Annotated in this window: 14 protein-coding genes; 4 read left to right on the top strand and 10 right to left on the bottom strand. The window is 66.0% G+C overall.

The window, feature by feature from the left end; translation table 11 throughout:
• Window positions 1–228: 228 nt before the first annotated feature.
• Together JOF43_RS00065 and JOF43_RS00060 are read left to right on the top strand one after the other, a co-directional pair.
• Window positions 229–1,587 carry a DUF222 domain-containing protein gene (locus tag JOF43_RS00065; RefSeq protein ID WP_209897651.1) on the top strand — a complete coding sequence of 453 codons (1,359 nt, stop codon included), beginning with the start codon at window positions 229–231 and terminating at the stop codon, window positions 1,585–1,587.
• Window positions 1,556–2,781 (top strand): IS3 family transposase gene (locus tag JOF43_RS00060; protein WP_245353966.1). Its coding sequence is split into 2 segments (ribosomal slippage): window positions 1,556–1,841 and window positions 1,841–2,781, totalling 1,227 coding nucleotides; the frame shifts between segments, so codons are not numbered across the junction. Before JOF43_RS00065 ends, JOF43_RS00060 begins: the two co-directional genes overlap by 32 nt.
• A gap of 134 nt (window positions 2,782–2,915) precedes the next feature.
• Here the strand turns inward: JOF43_RS00060 and JOF43_RS00055 are convergent.
• The 4 genes from JOF43_RS00055 to JOF43_RS00040 all read right to left on the bottom strand — a co-directional run bounded on the left by JOF43_RS00055 (window position 2,916) and on the right by JOF43_RS00040 (window position 6,132).
• Entirely contained in the window at window positions 2,916–4,058 is a 1,143-nt protein-coding gene (locus JOF43_RS00055) for an AAA family ATPase (RefSeq protein ID WP_209897649.1), read from the bottom strand.
• An 85-nt stretch (window positions 4,059–4,143) separates the two neighbouring features.
• The gene (locus JOF43_RS00050) at window positions 4,144–4,314 is read right to left on the bottom strand and encodes a hypothetical protein (protein ID WP_209897647.1); all 171 of its coding nucleotides are present in this window, start codon (window positions 4,312–4,314) and stop codon (window positions 4,144–4,146) included.
• Between the two features lie 87 nt (window positions 4,315–4,401).
• Window positions 4,402–5,187, bottom strand: a complete 786-nt coding sequence (locus JOF43_RS00045) for an SDR family NAD(P)-dependent oxidoreductase (RefSeq protein ID WP_209897645.1) — start codon at window positions 5,185–5,187, stop codon at window positions 4,402–4,404.
• Window positions 5,188–5,280: 93 nt separating this feature from the next.
• Window positions 5,281–6,132, bottom strand: a complete 852-nt coding sequence (locus tag JOF43_RS00040) for a helix-turn-helix transcriptional regulator (RefSeq protein WP_209897643.1) — start codon at window positions 6,130–6,132, stop codon at window positions 5,281–5,283.
• A 100-nt stretch (window positions 6,133–6,232) separates the two neighbouring features.
• Between JOF43_RS00040 and JOF43_RS00035 the strand changes: the two genes are divergently transcribed.
• Window positions 6,233–7,000: an SDR family oxidoreductase gene (locus JOF43_RS00035; RefSeq protein WP_209897641.1), complete on the top strand. Its 768-nt coding sequence runs from the start codon at window positions 6,233–6,235 to the stop codon at window positions 6,998–7,000.
• A 109-nt stretch (window positions 7,001–7,109) separates the two neighbouring features.
• Here the strand turns inward: JOF43_RS00035 and JOF43_RS00030 are convergent, their stop codons facing one another.
• A complete protein-coding gene (locus JOF43_RS00030) occupies window positions 7,110–8,054 on the bottom strand; it encodes an SDR family oxidoreductase (protein WP_209897638.1) in 945 nt (314 codons plus the stop codon).
• A 44-nt stretch (window positions 8,055–8,098) separates the two neighbouring features.
• Window positions 8,099–8,854: an SDR family NAD(P)-dependent oxidoreductase gene (locus tag JOF43_RS00025; protein ID WP_209897636.1), complete on the bottom strand. Its 756-nt coding sequence runs from the start codon at window positions 8,852–8,854 to the stop codon at window positions 8,099–8,101.
• 89 nt (window positions 8,855–8,943) lie between these two features.
• Between JOF43_RS00025 and JOF43_RS23085 the strand changes: the two genes are divergently transcribed.
• Window positions 8,944–9,270 (top strand): type IIL restriction-modification enzyme MmeI, encoded by a 327-nt coding sequence (locus tag JOF43_RS23085; protein WP_342592048.1) that lies wholly within the window; start codon window positions 8,944–8,946, stop codon window positions 9,268–9,270.
• Here the strand turns inward: JOF43_RS23085 and JOF43_RS00020 are convergent.
• The 4 genes from JOF43_RS00020 to JOF43_RS23080 all read right to left on the bottom strand — a co-directional run bounded on the left by JOF43_RS00020 (window position 9,267) and on the right by JOF43_RS23080 (window position 12,807).
• A protein-coding gene (locus tag JOF43_RS00020) for an IS3 family transposase (protein ID WP_245353964.1) occupies window positions 9,267–10,432 on the bottom strand; the annotation gives its coding sequence in 2 pieces (ribosomal slippage) (window positions 9,267–10,145 and window positions 10,148–10,432; 1,164 coding nt in all). The genes JOF43_RS23085 and JOF43_RS00020 overlap by 4 nt on opposite strands.
• A 107-nt stretch (window positions 10,433–10,539) precedes the next feature.
• Entirely contained in the window at window positions 10,540–11,481 is a 942-nt protein-coding gene (locus tag JOF43_RS00015; RefSeq protein ID WP_209897634.1) for a site-specific integrase, read from the bottom strand.
• 515 nt (window positions 11,482–11,996) lie between these two features.
• On the bottom strand, window positions 11,997–12,347 hold the full coding sequence (locus JOF43_RS00010) for a helix-turn-helix domain-containing protein (protein ID WP_209897632.1): 351 nt from the start codon (window positions 12,345–12,347) through the stop codon (window positions 11,997–11,999).
• Window positions 12,325–12,807, bottom strand: coding sequence for a tyrosine-type recombinase/integrase (locus tag JOF43_RS23080; protein WP_342592047.1), 483 nt, complete (start codon window positions 12,805–12,807; stop codon window positions 12,325–12,327). The genes JOF43_RS00010 and JOF43_RS23080 overlap by 23 nt, the downstream gene beginning before the upstream one ends.
• Window positions 12,808–13,651 lie beyond the last annotated feature (844 nt).

The raw sequence follows: 13,651 nt of genomic DNA, 5'->3' as shown, positions 1-13,651 counted from the left end.
CTGCAGGTGAGGCTACGGTGTGGTCTGAGAACGTACTCAGTATCGGGCGCCGGTGCCGATGTGGTGACTGAAGTGGATTCTCAAGGCCGTTCCGACCACCATAGGAGGGTGCCGGGCGCGAAGCATCTGAGATGTGGTTGTCGAAGTGATCCTCCCTCCCCACTCGATGTTTTCCACAATCGGTGCGGCATCGTGTCGTCTGTTGCACCTCGTGGGGATCATGGAGGCATGAACGCATTCGCGCAGGATTTCGACGCAACCGGTGTTGGGGACCCGATCCAGCTGCTGCTCGAGACCGTGCGCTCCGGCGGGCCGACGGCGGTGGCCGAGCTGCTCGGTGACCAAGGGCACCTCCTCGTCGAGCTCGCCACGGACCCGGGTCGCCTCTTCACCGCGAAGGATGCCGCCGCAGGCGAGTACACGGCCGTGATCAAGCGCGTCCAGGAGCAGCGTGCCGCGATGGATGCCCTCGAGATGCGGGCCATGGTGGGCCTGGCAGACGCGCTGCGCACCGAGATCCGTGCTGAAGCCATGGCCGAGGCGGCCCACGAACCGGAGGCCGCCGAGTCGGACGAGACCACAGAGCTGCTGGCCGAGCGCTCGGCTGCCCGGGACGTCTCGATGACCTCCCGACGCTCCCCGTACATGGCCGACCGCACCCTCACCGCGGCGCGCCGCCTGGTCGAGTCCATGCCGAAGATGCTCCACGCGCTCGCGACCGGGAAGATCACCAGCGGTGTCGCTCGCTCCACGGCCACCTCCGTCGCGGCGCTGACCCCTGTCCAGCGCACCCAGGTCGACGCGATCCTCGGCGCACGACTGGCCTCCTTGGACGGCTGCGGCTCCCAGGACTGGGACGGCGCCGTCGCCAAGGCCATCGCCGAGTCCGATCCGGAGGGTGAGGTGAAGCGACATCAGCACGCTCGCCAGAATCGCCACGTCACCGTGCGGCGCGGGAAGAACGGCATGGCCAGCATGACCGCGCATCTGCCGGCGCTCGAGGCGATGAAGGTCCGCAAGCGCCTCGCCCTGGAGGCCGAACGGCTCCGCGCGAGCGGCGACCGGCGTGGTCACCAGCAGATCCAGACCGATTCCTTCGTCGACACCCTTCTGGGGACCGAGGACGGGATGGATCGCACCGACCTGGACATCGGGGTGATCATCACCGATCGTGCCCTGCTCCACCCCGGCCAGGGGGACCTCGCGCACATCGAGGGCTACGGCCCCGTCCCCGCGGAGGCGGTCCGCGAGGATCTCCAGGGGCCTCTCGCCGAGTTCAGCGGGGAGGCCGAGGGCGCCCTCGGGGATGACGCGCCCGCGGCCCGACGTACTCTGCGCAGGCTCTACACCCACCCCACCACGGGAGAGCTGGTGGCCGTCGAGTCCGTCGGTCGCGCCTTCCCCAAGGCTCTGGCACGGTTCATCCGTTGGCGGGATACGACGTGCCGGGGGCCGTTCTGCGACGCGCCCATCCTACCGGGGACCAGCATCGTTCGATCGAGAATTATGAAGCGCCCTGGGTTCCGTTCCGAGTCTCAGCAAGGAGAATCGGAGTATGCCCAAGAAGTTCAGTCCGGAGCTGCGTGACCGTGCCGTGCGCATGGTCTACGACCGCCAGGCACTCGAAGGTGGCCCACGATCGGAGTCGATCCGTGCTGTCGCGCCCCAACTCGGCGTTGGCATGGAGACGCTGAGGATCTGGTGCAACCGCTACGGGCCAGCCGAGCCCTCGGCCGGCCCCGCGGAGTCTCTCGAGGAGGAGAACCGCAGACTGCGTCGAGAGCTCGCCGAGTCCCGGCGGGCCAACGAGATCCTCAAGGCCGCCTCCGTGTTTTTCGCCAGGGAACTCGACCACCCCACGACGAAATGATCGCCTTCATCGATAGGCATCGCGATCACTTCGGGGTCGAGGCCATCTGCCGCGTCCTGGGCGCGACGGAACGTGGGTTCCTCACCTCTCGCGGATACCGTGCCGCGAAGCAGCGCCCGGCATCGGCCAGAGCGGTCCGTGACGAGGTGCTCGTCGAAGAGATCCGTCGGATTCATGCCGAGAACTACGGCGTCTACGGGTATCGGAAGATGCATCACGCGATGCGCCGTGCCGGATGGGAAGTCGGCCGCGACCAGACCGCTCGGCTGATGAAAGCTGCTGGTCTGTGCGGGATACGCCGTGGTCGAAAGGTGTTCACGACGAGCCCTGCTGGTGGCCTGGACCGTCGTCCTGATCTGGTCGAGCGGAACTTCACGGCTGCCGGACCGAATCAGCTCTGGGTCGCTGACATCACCTACGTCCGGATCCCGTCCGGGTTCTGCTACACCGCGTTCATCACGGACGTTTTCACGCGAAGGATCGTCGGCTGGGCAGTGGCCACCAGCCTCCGCACTGAGGCACTGCCACTGCAGGCTCTCGAGCAGGCCCTCCAGACCTCCCCGGCAGAAGCGTCTCGGACTGGGCTGATCCATCACAGCGATAGGGGCAGCAACTACGTCTCGCTGGCCTACTCCGATGCGCTGATCACCGCCGGAGTCCAGGCCTCGGTCGGATCCGTCGGAGACAGCTACGACAACGCCCTGGCTGAGACCGTCAACGGCCTCTACAAAGCCGAGCTCATCCACCGACGCCGCACCTGGCCCTCAGCGACCGCCGTCGAGATCGCCACTCTGGACTGGGTCACCTGGTGGAACACGAAGCGCCTGCACGAAGCACTCGACTATCGCACCCCGGCCGAAGTCGAAGCGTCCTACACTCACCCCACGACGACCGCGCCCGCGACCGTCTAACCACGGAACGGAACCCAGGGCGCTTCAGTGTGAGTCATGGACATGTTGCGGTTCCTGTTCTGGAGCGGGTGGGCTGACTGCGGAAGTTCTGTCCTACCGCGACCGGGAAGACATTCTCCGATGGCAGGGAGGGATCACGTGTCCTCGTCGACGAGGCCCTCGAGTGCATTGTGAGCGGCATGCTCGCGCAGATGGTCCGCGGTGTAGGGGATGGTGAAGCGGACTTGTCCGTGGCCGGCCGACTCGATGATGCCGTCGCGGATGAGGCGTCGGCGGTACTCGCCGGCGTACTGGGCGCTCACGCCCATCCGCTCGGCGATCTTCCCTGTGCGGGAAGGGCCGTCGTCTTGGGCCATGGCGAGCAGGTAGGTGCGGTCGACGCTCGATAGCGGACGCAGGGCGGGGGTGTGGACGTGCCGGCCGAGGCGGCGTCGTGCAGCGGCGATTCCAGTGTCGACGTCCTCGGTAGTAATCGGGCCAGCGGTCGTGTGGGCCTTGAGGGTGTGGTAGCCCACGAGCTGGATCATGAAGGGATACCCGTCGACGGCATCGGCCGCCAGGTCGAGCCCGTGGACGTCGATCTCGTGCCCGCTGTCGGCGATCGTCCCCGCAAGTGCGGCTCGGACCTCTGCGCGGCTCACGCGGCCGATGGGGTGGTGTTCGGCGCGGCGCAGGAACGTCGCCCCTGGGTGGTCGAGCAGCTCTTCGATGGGAGTGGAGAGTCCCGCCGCTGCGAAGGCGAGCAGACGTTCCTCTCGGCGGCCGTACTGGATGATCTCGCCGAGCTTGCGGAGATCTTCGATGTCAGCGGCCTGGACCTCGTCGATGGTGATGACGAGGCCTTTCCCGTCGGCCTGGAGAGCGTCGGTGAGCTCGGTGATCTGCGATCGGAGCGTCGACTCTGCGGGGTAGCGCTCGGTCCACGAGGCGCTGCCCCCGAGGGGGCCGATCGTTCCGCTCGCGGACCCGAGCTGTGCCGGCGGCTTGCTGGAGTGCTCCTGGAGCAGGCGCGGCAGATGGTCATGAGTAAGGCGCTCCAGGAGTCCGCTGCTCGAGCTCTCGGTGATGACCAGCCATCCGGCGCCCTCGGCCGCTCGTCGGTAGGCGTCGAGCAGCACGGTCTTGCCCATCCCGCGCTGTCCGGACAGGAGGACCGTTAGGCCAGCAGGGTCTAGGATCCCGTCGAAGGTGTCCTCGAACTCGTCGATCAGCTGGTCGCGGCCGACAAGGAGGTGTGGGTAGGTGCCGAACGACGGCTTGAATAGGTTGCGTGGCATACAAAAAGTATAAAGGGCAGCGCCCACATCAAAAAGGATCAAAAGATCCTCGGACTACGTTCAGGCTGACGGGGCGGGTGACGAGCTATCCGGCGATCGCGGTAGAGGCCTCCTCGAGCTCCGCGGGCAGTGGCGCCTTCTGCTCAGCCCTGAGCTTGCTGGGGGAGAACCATTCCTCGAGCGTGCCCTCGGTCAGGAAGGCCAGTATCCGATTGTGAACCTCACCGCCAGCATCTCGCGCCTCACCAGCCCTCATCGGCCGCACAGATCCAGACATCCGAGAGGACGGCCGCCGTGGGCGAGGCTCTCGGCTGCATACCGCTCGCGCATCTCGCGATCGGATTCAGGCCCCGGCGCCGCCGTCGACGGGCACGATCGCGCCAGTGACATACGAGGCGCGGTCGCTGAGTAACCAGGCGGCGACCTCGGCGATCTCACGCGGCTCGCCGAGCCGGCCCAGGGGCACGGAAGCGGCAGTAGCCGCGAGGGTTCCGGGCGCCGCCTCCTCCCATATGTCCATCATCTCGGTGGCCGTGGCGCCCGGGGTGATGGCGTTGACCCGGATGCCGCCGGCCGCCCAGCTCACGGCTGCCGTCTCGGTCAGGCTGTTCAGGGCGCGCTTCATGGCGCCGTAGGCGGGCAGTGCCGGGCTCGCTCGGCGGCTACCGATGCTCGACGTGTTGACGATGGCGCCGCCGCCGTTGCTGCGCATGAGAGCGGCTTCGGCGTTCATGGCGATCCAGTGCGCGCGGAAGTTCACGGTGAACTGCTCGTCGATGTCGTGGTCGGTCGTGGTGTCGGCCGGACCGAACTGCTGCTGAGGGGCTGCACCGTTGTTGAACGCTCCGTCGAGGCGTCCGTGCAGCTTCTCGACACTGCCGACGACGGCGCGGATGCTCGACGGGTCGGCGAGATCGAGGGCGAGGGCGTCCGCAGTGCCGCCGGTTTCGCGGATCTCATCGGCGATGCGGTCGAGGGCTTCCGTGCCACGAGCGGCGAGGACGACCGAGGCGCCCTCAGCGGCGAAGAGGCGTACTGCGGCCGCGCCGATGCCGCGGCTCGCGCCGGTGATGAGAATGACCTTGCCGGCGAGCAGGCCGACGGGAGTGGTGTTGATGTTGTTCGTCATGGTGACAACTCTGCGCTCGGGCGAGCGCCAGATACAGGCACAGGCTGTACCAGGCTCACACTGACCCGGTCAGCGTCTGATTCTGACGGCTCGTCACTGTCGCGAGGCGGAGAACCGCTGAACCCCCAGCACGCCGAGCAGCCTGATCTTCTCCTCGTCCTCGCTGTGCGGTTCGGCGGTGAGAACCAGGAGCGCCTGCGACCAGTCCTCGGTGAACAGCGCTTGGCAGTCGACCTCGATCGACCCCACCTCGGGGTGGATGATCACCTTGTGGTCGGCGAAGCGCTGGGCGACCTCGTGCTGCTCCCAGAGTTCGACGAACTCCGCACTGCTCCCGTGCAGCTCCGAGACCAGCTCGGCGGCCCGCGATGAGGTTCCCATCGCACCGTACGCTGCGCGCAGACCGGCGACGAGGGTCCGACTGTGTCGAGCGTGATCGCTCTGCGGATAGTGCTGCCGGCCCGTTTCCGGGTGGACGAACCATCGCCACGACTCATACCTCTCCCACCCTGTCGCGCCAGCGTTATTGCCGAGCAGCGCCGCAGCGAGTCTGTTCTGCAACAGGGTCTCCCCGAGGGCGGAGATGATCAACGCAGGTGTGTCGGAGAGCCGATCGAAGACGCGGTGCAGCGCCGGTGCGACGTGCCCGGTGGCCCCCAGGCGATCGGGGACGGCGTGCCCCGCCGTGCGGTAGAGATAGTCGCGCTCGTCGGCCGTGAGCCGTAATGCCCGGGCGAGCGATGAGAGAATCTGAGTGCTCGGCTGCGGTCCGCGTTGCTGTTCGAGGCGCGTGTAGTATTCGGTCGACATGAGGGCGAGCTGCGCGACCTCTTCACGTCTCAAACCCGGCGCTCGGCGTCGCGGTCCTGATGTGAGGCCGACATCGCCGGGTTGCAGTTCACCGCGACGACGGCGGAGGAACTCGGCCAGGGCTTCACGATCCATGCCTCCATGATGCACGCACTGCGAGACGGCATCCAGGGATCGACGATCCCTCGATAAGCGGTCCCTGGTAGGGCTCTCCTGCGCGGCGGAGACTCTGAACATGCGAATCAACGGAAACACCATCTTCATCCCGGGCGCGACGAGCGGCATCGGCCTCGCTCTCGCCGAACGACTGCACGATGCGGGTAACACGGTCATCGTCGGCGGACGTCGCCGCGAGCTGCTGGCCGAGATCGCCGCCCGGCATCCGGGGATCGACACGGTCGTGATCGACACGACGGATGCCGCATCCATCGCGTCCGCAGCATCAGAGGTCATCGAGCGTCACCCCGACCTGAACGTTCTTGTGGCGATGGCGGGCATCATGCGCATCGAGGACTGGACCCGTCCGTCCGGTTTCGTCTCGACGGCGGAAGAGACCGTCACGACGAACCTGCTCGGCCCGATCAGACTCATCGGAGCGTTCATCGAGCACCTGCAGACTCGCGAGGATGCGACGATCATGACGGTCTCGTCAGGGCTTGCGTTCGCACCCCTGCGGGTGACCCCGACGTACAACGCCACGAAGGCCGCGATCCACATGCTCAGCGAGTCGCTCAGACTGCAACTCGCCCACACCTCGGTGCGGATCGTGGAGCTGGAGCCGCCGTCGGTGGCGACCGACCTGATGCCAGGTCAGAGCGAGAGCTCGTTCGCGATGCCGCTCGACGCGTTCGCCGACGAGGTCATCTCGATCCTGCGCGACGAGCCCGACGTGACCGAGGTGCAGGTCGAGCGTGTGAAGTTCCTGCGATACGGCGAGGCGCGCGGCGACTACGCCGAGGTCGTCAAGACCCTGAACGCGAGCGACCCGCACGCGGCGGAGTGATATGTAGTTCGTCAAGCGGGCAGGATGATGCGCCGCCAGGCCGGGTGCCGGGCGGCGCATCATCCTGCTTTCCGGGGGGCGTCCGCGCCAACCCGAGCCCCGTCCCGCGTCAGGACGCCGGGAACTCAACCCCGGCCAGACGCTCCGAGACATCCCAGATGCGCTTGGCATCTTCGGCTCCGCGCAGACGCGAGTACAGTCTCTGCTCGGCCGGTGCCCCTCCGAGATGGCCCGGGCCGCTCGGCCCGTACAGCGCGCCCGGCTTCGCCGCCGGATCGGTCGCCGCCGTGAGGGCGGGCATGCCCGCCGTCTCGACAGTGCCGAACAGGATGCCGCGCTCGGATAGCTTGCGGATGAGCCTGCGGCGTGGCGTCTCGCGAGAACGGCCGAGTTCCGGGCGAGCTGCCAGCAGATTGGTCGGAGCCACTCCAGGATGCGACAGGTTGCTGCTGATGCCCCAGCCGTTGGCCCTGCTGCGTCGATCCAGCTCGAGCCCGAACAGTCCGAACGCGATCTTCGACTGGCTGTACGCACGAGCACCGTTGTACGACCGCTCCCAGTTCAGATCGTCCCAGTTGATGGAGTTCTGATTCGCCGCGACACTGATCTGCGAGGTCACCCGTGCACGCCCCTCCTTGAGGAGCGGCAGCAGGTGCGCCACGAGCGCGAAGTGCCCGAGGTGGTTCGAGCCGAACTGCAGCTCGAGTCCGTCGGCGGTCTCCTGCCGTTCGGGCGGGGTCATCACACCGGCGTTGTTGATGAGGATGTGAATCGGCGCACCCTCATCACGCAGGGTCTCGCCGAGGGCGGCGACGGAGGCCAGTGACGAGAGATCGAGGTCGCGCAGCGACACGTCGGCCCCTGGAACGGCCTGCACGATCTTCGCCATCGCGGTGTCTCCCTTGCGGAGATTGCGGACCGGCATGATCACCTGGGCGCCGGCACGGGCCAGGCGGGTGGCGATGCCCAGGCCCATCCCGTCGCTCGCGCCGGTGACCACGGCGCGCGTACCCGACAGATCCGGGATGCTGATATCGACCTTCTTGCGTGCCATCTTCTCGCTCCTGACTCTCGACTCGACCAAGGTTCTCGCGGATGCTATTGGACGGCGCCGCCGCTGACGAGCAGCGCCTGTCCGCTGACCCAGGCGGCGAGGTCGCCGGCCAAGTACTCGGCGGCGTCGGCGACATCCTCCGGAGTGCCGGGTCGCCCGCCGAGCGGCCGCATCCCGGCGTTGACCTGATGGAACTCGTCGTCCTCGGTGACCTGTGTGAACACACCCGCCCCGGCGATCACCGTCGGGAGGATCGTGTTGACCGTGATGTTCCGCGGGCCCAGTTCGAGGGCGAGCACCCGTACGAGCTGGCGCGAGGCGGTCTTGCTCGACGAGTACAGACCGGTGCCGGGTACGGGGCTCACCGTCGAACTCGAGCCGATGTTGATGAGCCGGCCGCCGTCTGTCAGCAGTTTCGCCGCCTTCTGCAGCGTGAAGAACGCGCCCTTGGAGTTGATCGCGAACAGCCGGTCGAACTGCTCCTCCGTCGCGTCGAGAACCGGTTCATCGACGATCTCGACACCGGCATTGGCCACGACGATGTCGAGGCTTCCATACGTCTCGACCGCGGTTGCGAACAGCCTGTCGATCTCCGCCGGCGTCGCGATGTCCGCCTGCACGGCGATCGCGTCGCCCCCGGCCGCTTCGATCTCCTCGACGGTGCGGCGCGCGTTCTGCTCGTCGCTCGAGTAGTTGACGACGACGCTCGCGCCCAGGCGTGCGTACCTCTGGGCGATCGCCTTGCCGACGCCGCGGGCCGATCCTGTAACCACCGCGACCTTTCCAGCCAGATCCGACATCTTCTTCTCCTCTGCGAACTGTCTACGTGTGTGTATTGCTTACGTAGTTCAGGATCGCGCGGGCCCGCAGACCTAACCAGGGTCTGTCGATGCCTGGTATCGACGAGAAGCGAAACGAAGGGACGGCGCTGCCCGTTCCGGAGTGCGCCGCCTCGCAACGCGCCACAGGAGGCCGCATCAAGTCGGACTTGCGATTCTCTGCCACAGTCGTCTGGAGCAACCTGCCACTCCCGAACCCCACTGATCGTGTACGGCAGCAGATCATCGAAGCAGGCAAAGGCATTCTCGAGGCAAGGGCCCAGTACCCGGACCGCTCCCTCGCCGACCACTACAACCCACTCGCTATGTCCCCCGCCCTCATCAAGGCGCACGACGCACAGGGGACTGATGCGCGATCAGGTGTCAGCTGGGGTTAGGCCGCCAGACTGACGGTCGGGTTCATGATGGTCTCGTACTCGATGGGGGTCAATCGACCCAGTCGGGCCTGCCGGCGTCGGCGGTGGTAGGTGCGTTCGATCCAGGTGATGATCGCGGTCCGCAGCTCTTCTCTGGTCTGCCAGCGCTTGCGGTCCAGGACGTTCTTCTGGAGCAGGGCGAAGAAGGACTCCATGGCGGCGTTGTCACCGGCGGCACCGACCTGGCCCATCGAGCCGATGAGGTGGTGGCGGTTCAGAGCATGGACGAATTTCTTTGCTCTGAACTGCGAACCTCTGTCGGAATGCACGATGCAGCCAGCCGCATCTCGGCGCCGCGATACCGCGTTGCCCAGGGCGTTCACTGCGAGGCGAGCCTTCATTCGGGAGTCCATGGAGTAGCCCACGATCCGGCCGGAGAAGACGTCCTTGATAGCGCAGAGATAGAGCTTCCCCTCGTCGGTCCAGTGCTCGGTGATGTCGGTGAGCCAGAGTTCGTTGGCGTCGTCGGCGGTGAATTCGCGCTTCACGAGGTCATCGTGGACCGGTGGACCGGGCCGCTTTCCATTCTTGCCGCGCTTCTTCCCGAATACGGACCACCATTGGTTGTCCCGGCAGATCCTCCACGCCGTGCGCTCACACATCTCTACGCCTGCTGCTGCGGCTTCGCCGGCCAAGAAGCGGTAGCCGAACTCCGGATCGTCGCGATGGGCATCCAGCAGGGCATTGGCTCGATAGGCCTCGGTCAGCTCAGCTGCAGTGACCTGCTGGTGCAACCAGCGGTAGTAGGGCTGGCGGGAGAGCTTCAGGACCCGCAGGGACACCGCGACGGGAATGCCGTCTGCGGCGAGCTCGCTCACGAGCGGGTAGAACCTTTTCCCGGCAGGTTCGCTTGGGACAGGTAGGCGGCCGCGCGGCGCAGGACCTCGTTCTCCTGCTCGAGCAGCCGGTTCCGGCGACGCAGATCGCGCAGCTCGGTCGATTCCTCCCGAGTTTTCCCGGGCCGGGCACCGTCTTCGACGTCAGCCTGACGCATCCAGTTCGTCAGGCACGACTCGGAGATCCCGAAGTCCTTCGCGATCACGGCGAGCTTCTGACCAGGTTCACGGTTCCTCGCGACGCGGACGACGTCGTCCCGGAACTCCTGGGGGTAGGGAGCAGGCATGGTGCACATCCTTCCCTGCAACGCTCCTCAGCGCCACAGATCACGTGACACCTACCTGCGCATCAGTCCCCCCAGATTCCCGGGGCACGGCATCGTTCGGCCCTGCACTAATCCTGCGGTGGTGTTGCTCGGAGTTCCGGATAGGCACCCCAGGTCGCGTTCGTGCGAGCCGCGTGCCTGATGGCAGTGTTGATGCTGATGCCGAGGGTGTCCGCGACGATGCTGGCCGGTACCTGTTGGACGAGTTGGTCGATCCGTGCCTGCTGGGCCTTCCGGATCTGGATCCGGTGGCGGGCGAGATGTAGGGCGACGTTGGCTTCGCTGGTGTGGTGCTGGGGCGTGGCTCCGGGGAACAGCCATTCTGGTGCATCCCCCACGAACGGTCGGTGACCGCTCAGCTCCTCGAGATGTCGGCTAAGCAGGTCCGCGATGGCTTCGGGCAGCGTGAGCGGAGTCGTACCAAAGGCGATGCGAATGGTTCCATCGTGCGCCGTGATGTCGGAGAGGTGCAAGCGGACGCAGTCGGAGAGCCGTTGGGCGAACACGAGGGCGAGCAGGCCGATGATGCGGCTGCTTAGAGGGATGCTGTCGTCCTCGATGAGGAGGTCAACCTTGCTCCAGAGGGTGTCGTCCGGAACCGTAGTCGAGGGAATGGTAGGTGTGCGACGAGGCACGGTGACTGGGCCGGTTAATCCCCGGCGCACTGCCCAGTTCAGGAACGTTCCGACGGCAGCTTGCGAGCTATGGCCGGCGAAGTACCGATCCACCGTGGCCTGACTCAATGAGGGCAGGTCAAGACCGTGGTTGGTTATCCAGTACAGGAAGTTCGCGATCTTGCGCAGATCGGTGGCGCGTGTGTCGTAAGCGCCGGTCGAGAGAGTCCGCTTCGAGGATCGCTGGCGGAGCTTACGGAACACTTCCCAGTTGAAGTACTGGCCGACGATGGCCGCGTGTTCGGCAGGAAGGTCAGCGATGAACGTGGCGGCGAAGTTTTCGAGGTCGTTCAGTCGAACATCGATCGCGGGTAGCGTGCCGGCGCTGATGAGCATGCGTCGTAGGTAGCGCACTCGAGGCGAGGGGGGTAACGCGTCGAGCGTGGTGTGGCTGATCGGGGCTTGGTCTGTAGCCATTGCGCGCAGCGTCTCTCCGATGGGGTTCCGCCGTAGCCACCGTACGACCGAGCGTGGATCACGAGCCGTCAGGAGATGGTCGTACAGCGACGTCAGGCCCCGGTGAACGCCACCGTGACCGTCCGCAAGCACGTCACGGAGGCGAGCAGTCAGCCGGCAGGTGCCGCACTGCGAACCGGTGAGCTGCTCCTCGCCCCCACAGGTAGTACATGCGAATCGTGGCGGTACGCCAGCGCAGGCCGCACAGACGATCTGCCGAGATGGATCGTAGAAGGCAAGAACCTTGATGTAGCCGCAACTCGGGCAGCGACCGGGGTGCCGACGAAGCCTGGAATAGCAGGCGTTGCAGATGCGCTGCTCGAGGATCACGTACCGGGCCGCGACTTCTCGAGCACAGCGGTCACAGCCGATCTGAACCGTGACCTTCTGCCGACTCACTCGTTTGGGCGGTGCAGCCGAGGCCGGACGGGGCGCAGATCGCCTATCGTCGGCCCGGTGTGCTGCGCTGCTCCTGCTGCTCGGCGTGGTCGCTGGACCTGGACCTGGGGGATCTCGATGAGGTCGTTTGGAGTGCAGTCAAGGATTCGGCAGAGTGCGGCGAGCACTTCGACGTTCAATCGCTCGGGAGTCTTGGTCACGAGGCGGTAGATCTGTTCGCGGGAGAGCTGTACGCCTTGGTCTCGTAGGGGGTCGATCAGATCGGTGGTGTTGAACATCCCCGAGGTAGCCATGATCTGGCGCAGCTTCCAGGTGATCGGGGCGTCAGGTGTGGGAGTCGTCGGCATGGTTTCCTCCGTAGATGCGTGATAGTGCTTGGCTGATCATGCGGTTTTTGAAGTCGTCGCCGACAGAGGTGTATATCGCGGTGGTGGACGCGTAGGCGTGTCCGACCTGGTCCTGCACGAACTTTTCGGCGTACCCCCACTCGATGAGGTTCGTGACGTAGGTGTGGCGTAGAGCGTGCACGCTGAGCTCCCCGGGTAGCCCGGCTTCGTCACGGATCTGGGCGAAGCGAAGGTCGATGTAGCGCAACGAGACCCGAGTCCCTCGTTCGGTCAGCCACAGGGGGCCCGTTGATTCGGTAGTGAAGCGGGGACGAGCCTGGTCGATCCATTGGGCCAGACCTTCCGTGATCCAGTCGAGTTCGGGAAGTGTGCACCGAGCGGCGCCTTGGGCCCGATCCGTGAGCTCCCTTCCCCCAGCGCACCTCCACGGCTCCGAAGCGTCCGAACCGCGGGGCCGCACCGTTGGGCCTCAGGTCCGCTACATCTAGCCTTACCGCCTCGGCGCGACGCAGCCCGTATGCGTAGATGGTCTTGAAGATCTGGGAATCGCGCAGCGCCGCCAGGGCCCCCTTTCGACCGCGTCGGAGGATGACTTCGACTCGCTGGTCGGCCGCGGAGAAGAACGTCTCGAGCTCGTCGTAGGTCAGAGCGCGCCGCTGTGCGCGTCCTTCATAGCCGAGCAAATGTGCGAGCGTGTTCCACTCATGGCAGACCTGCTGCGGCGTCGTTCCGAACCGCTCCTCGCAATCCACCGACCACTGGTAGCGAGGGTCGGTGAGGTAGTCGCAGAACAGACGGATGATGGAGTGGTAGCCCCGGATCGTGGACCGAGCCGCCGGATGCGTCCGCGACATCACGCGCGTGGTGTAGTCCTCAAGATCTCCAGGAGACCACTCCCACGGGTATCGGCCAGCGAACTCCTCGAAAGACCGGACGACTCGCTCCCTACTCCCGATGGTCCGCTCGGAGAGCCCTCGGCTGCTCTGCTGATCCGCCCAACCGGAGAGCATCGCGTCGAACACGAAGCGATGCTCGTCCAGCGCACGCACGTTGCGGAGCTCGCGAAGCGGAGATACACCAGGGCGGTTCTGATCCACGACGCCAGTATTGCATCCGTTGCAACAATGATGCATCAAGCCTGGCCAGACGGGGGCAGATTCTGCCTTCGTCGACGTGCGCGGGGCTGGGGCTCTGCCAGCGGCGATGCAGCATCTGGATCTGCCCGGCGATGACGTGACTGATCGAGAGCCCCGACAGACCATTGAAAGGAACCCAGCCGAACCCTCATAGGCAGAAACAAGGTT

It is taken from the genome of Brachybacterium sacelli (assembly GCF_017876545.1).
GTDB classification, from domain to species: Bacteria; Actinomycetota; Actinomycetes; order Actinomycetales; family Dermabacteraceae; genus Brachybacterium; species Brachybacterium sacelli.
The sequence above is the reverse complement of the archived record's forward strand: the minus strand, read 5'-3'. Positions and strand labels throughout refer to the sequence as shown.

Excerpts from the sequence above, each read along its gene's own strand:
- JOF43_RS00055 (WP_209897649.1), bottom strand. The coding sequence starts at position 4,058 with ATGCCACGCAACCTATTCAAGCCGTCGTTCGGCACCTACCCACACCTC.
- JOF43_RS00030 (WP_209897638.1), bottom strand. The coding sequence starts at position 8,054 with ATGGCACGCAAGAAGGTCGATATCAGCATCCCGGATCTGTCGGGTACG.
- JOF43_RS00025 (WP_209897636.1), bottom strand. The coding sequence starts at position 8,854 with ATGTCGGATCTGGCTGGAAAGGTCGCGGTGGTTACAGGATCGGCCCGC.
- JOF43_RS00010 (WP_209897632.1), bottom strand. The coding sequence starts at position 12,347 with ATGCCGACGACTCCCACACCTGACGCCCCGATCACCTGGAAGCTGCGC.
- JOF43_RS00015 (WP_209897634.1), bottom strand. The coding sequence starts at position 11,481 with ATGCTCATCAGCGCCGGCACGCTACCCGCGATCGATGTTCGACTGAAC.
- JOF43_RS00045 (WP_209897645.1), bottom strand. The coding sequence starts at position 5,187 with ATGACGAACAACATCAACACCACTCCCGTCGGCCTGCTCGCCGGCAAG.
- JOF43_RS23085 (WP_342592048.1), top strand. The coding sequence starts at position 8,944 with ATGCCTGGTATCGACGAGAAGCGAAACGAAGGGACGGCGCTGCCCGTT.
- JOF43_RS00040 (WP_209897643.1), bottom strand. The coding sequence starts at position 6,132 with ATGGATCGTGAAGCCCTGGCCGAGTTCCTCCGCCGTCGTCGCGGTGAA.
- JOF43_RS00035 (WP_209897641.1), top strand. The coding sequence starts at position 6,233 with ATGCGAATCAACGGAAACACCATCTTCATCCCGGGCGCGACGAGCGGC.
- JOF43_RS00065 (WP_209897651.1), top strand. The coding sequence starts at position 229 with ATGAACGCATTCGCGCAGGATTTCGACGCAACCGGTGTTGGGGACCCG.
- JOF43_RS00050 (WP_209897647.1), bottom strand. The coding sequence starts at position 4,314 with ATGAGGGCTGGTGAGGCGCGAGATGCTGGCGGTGAGGTTCACAATCGG.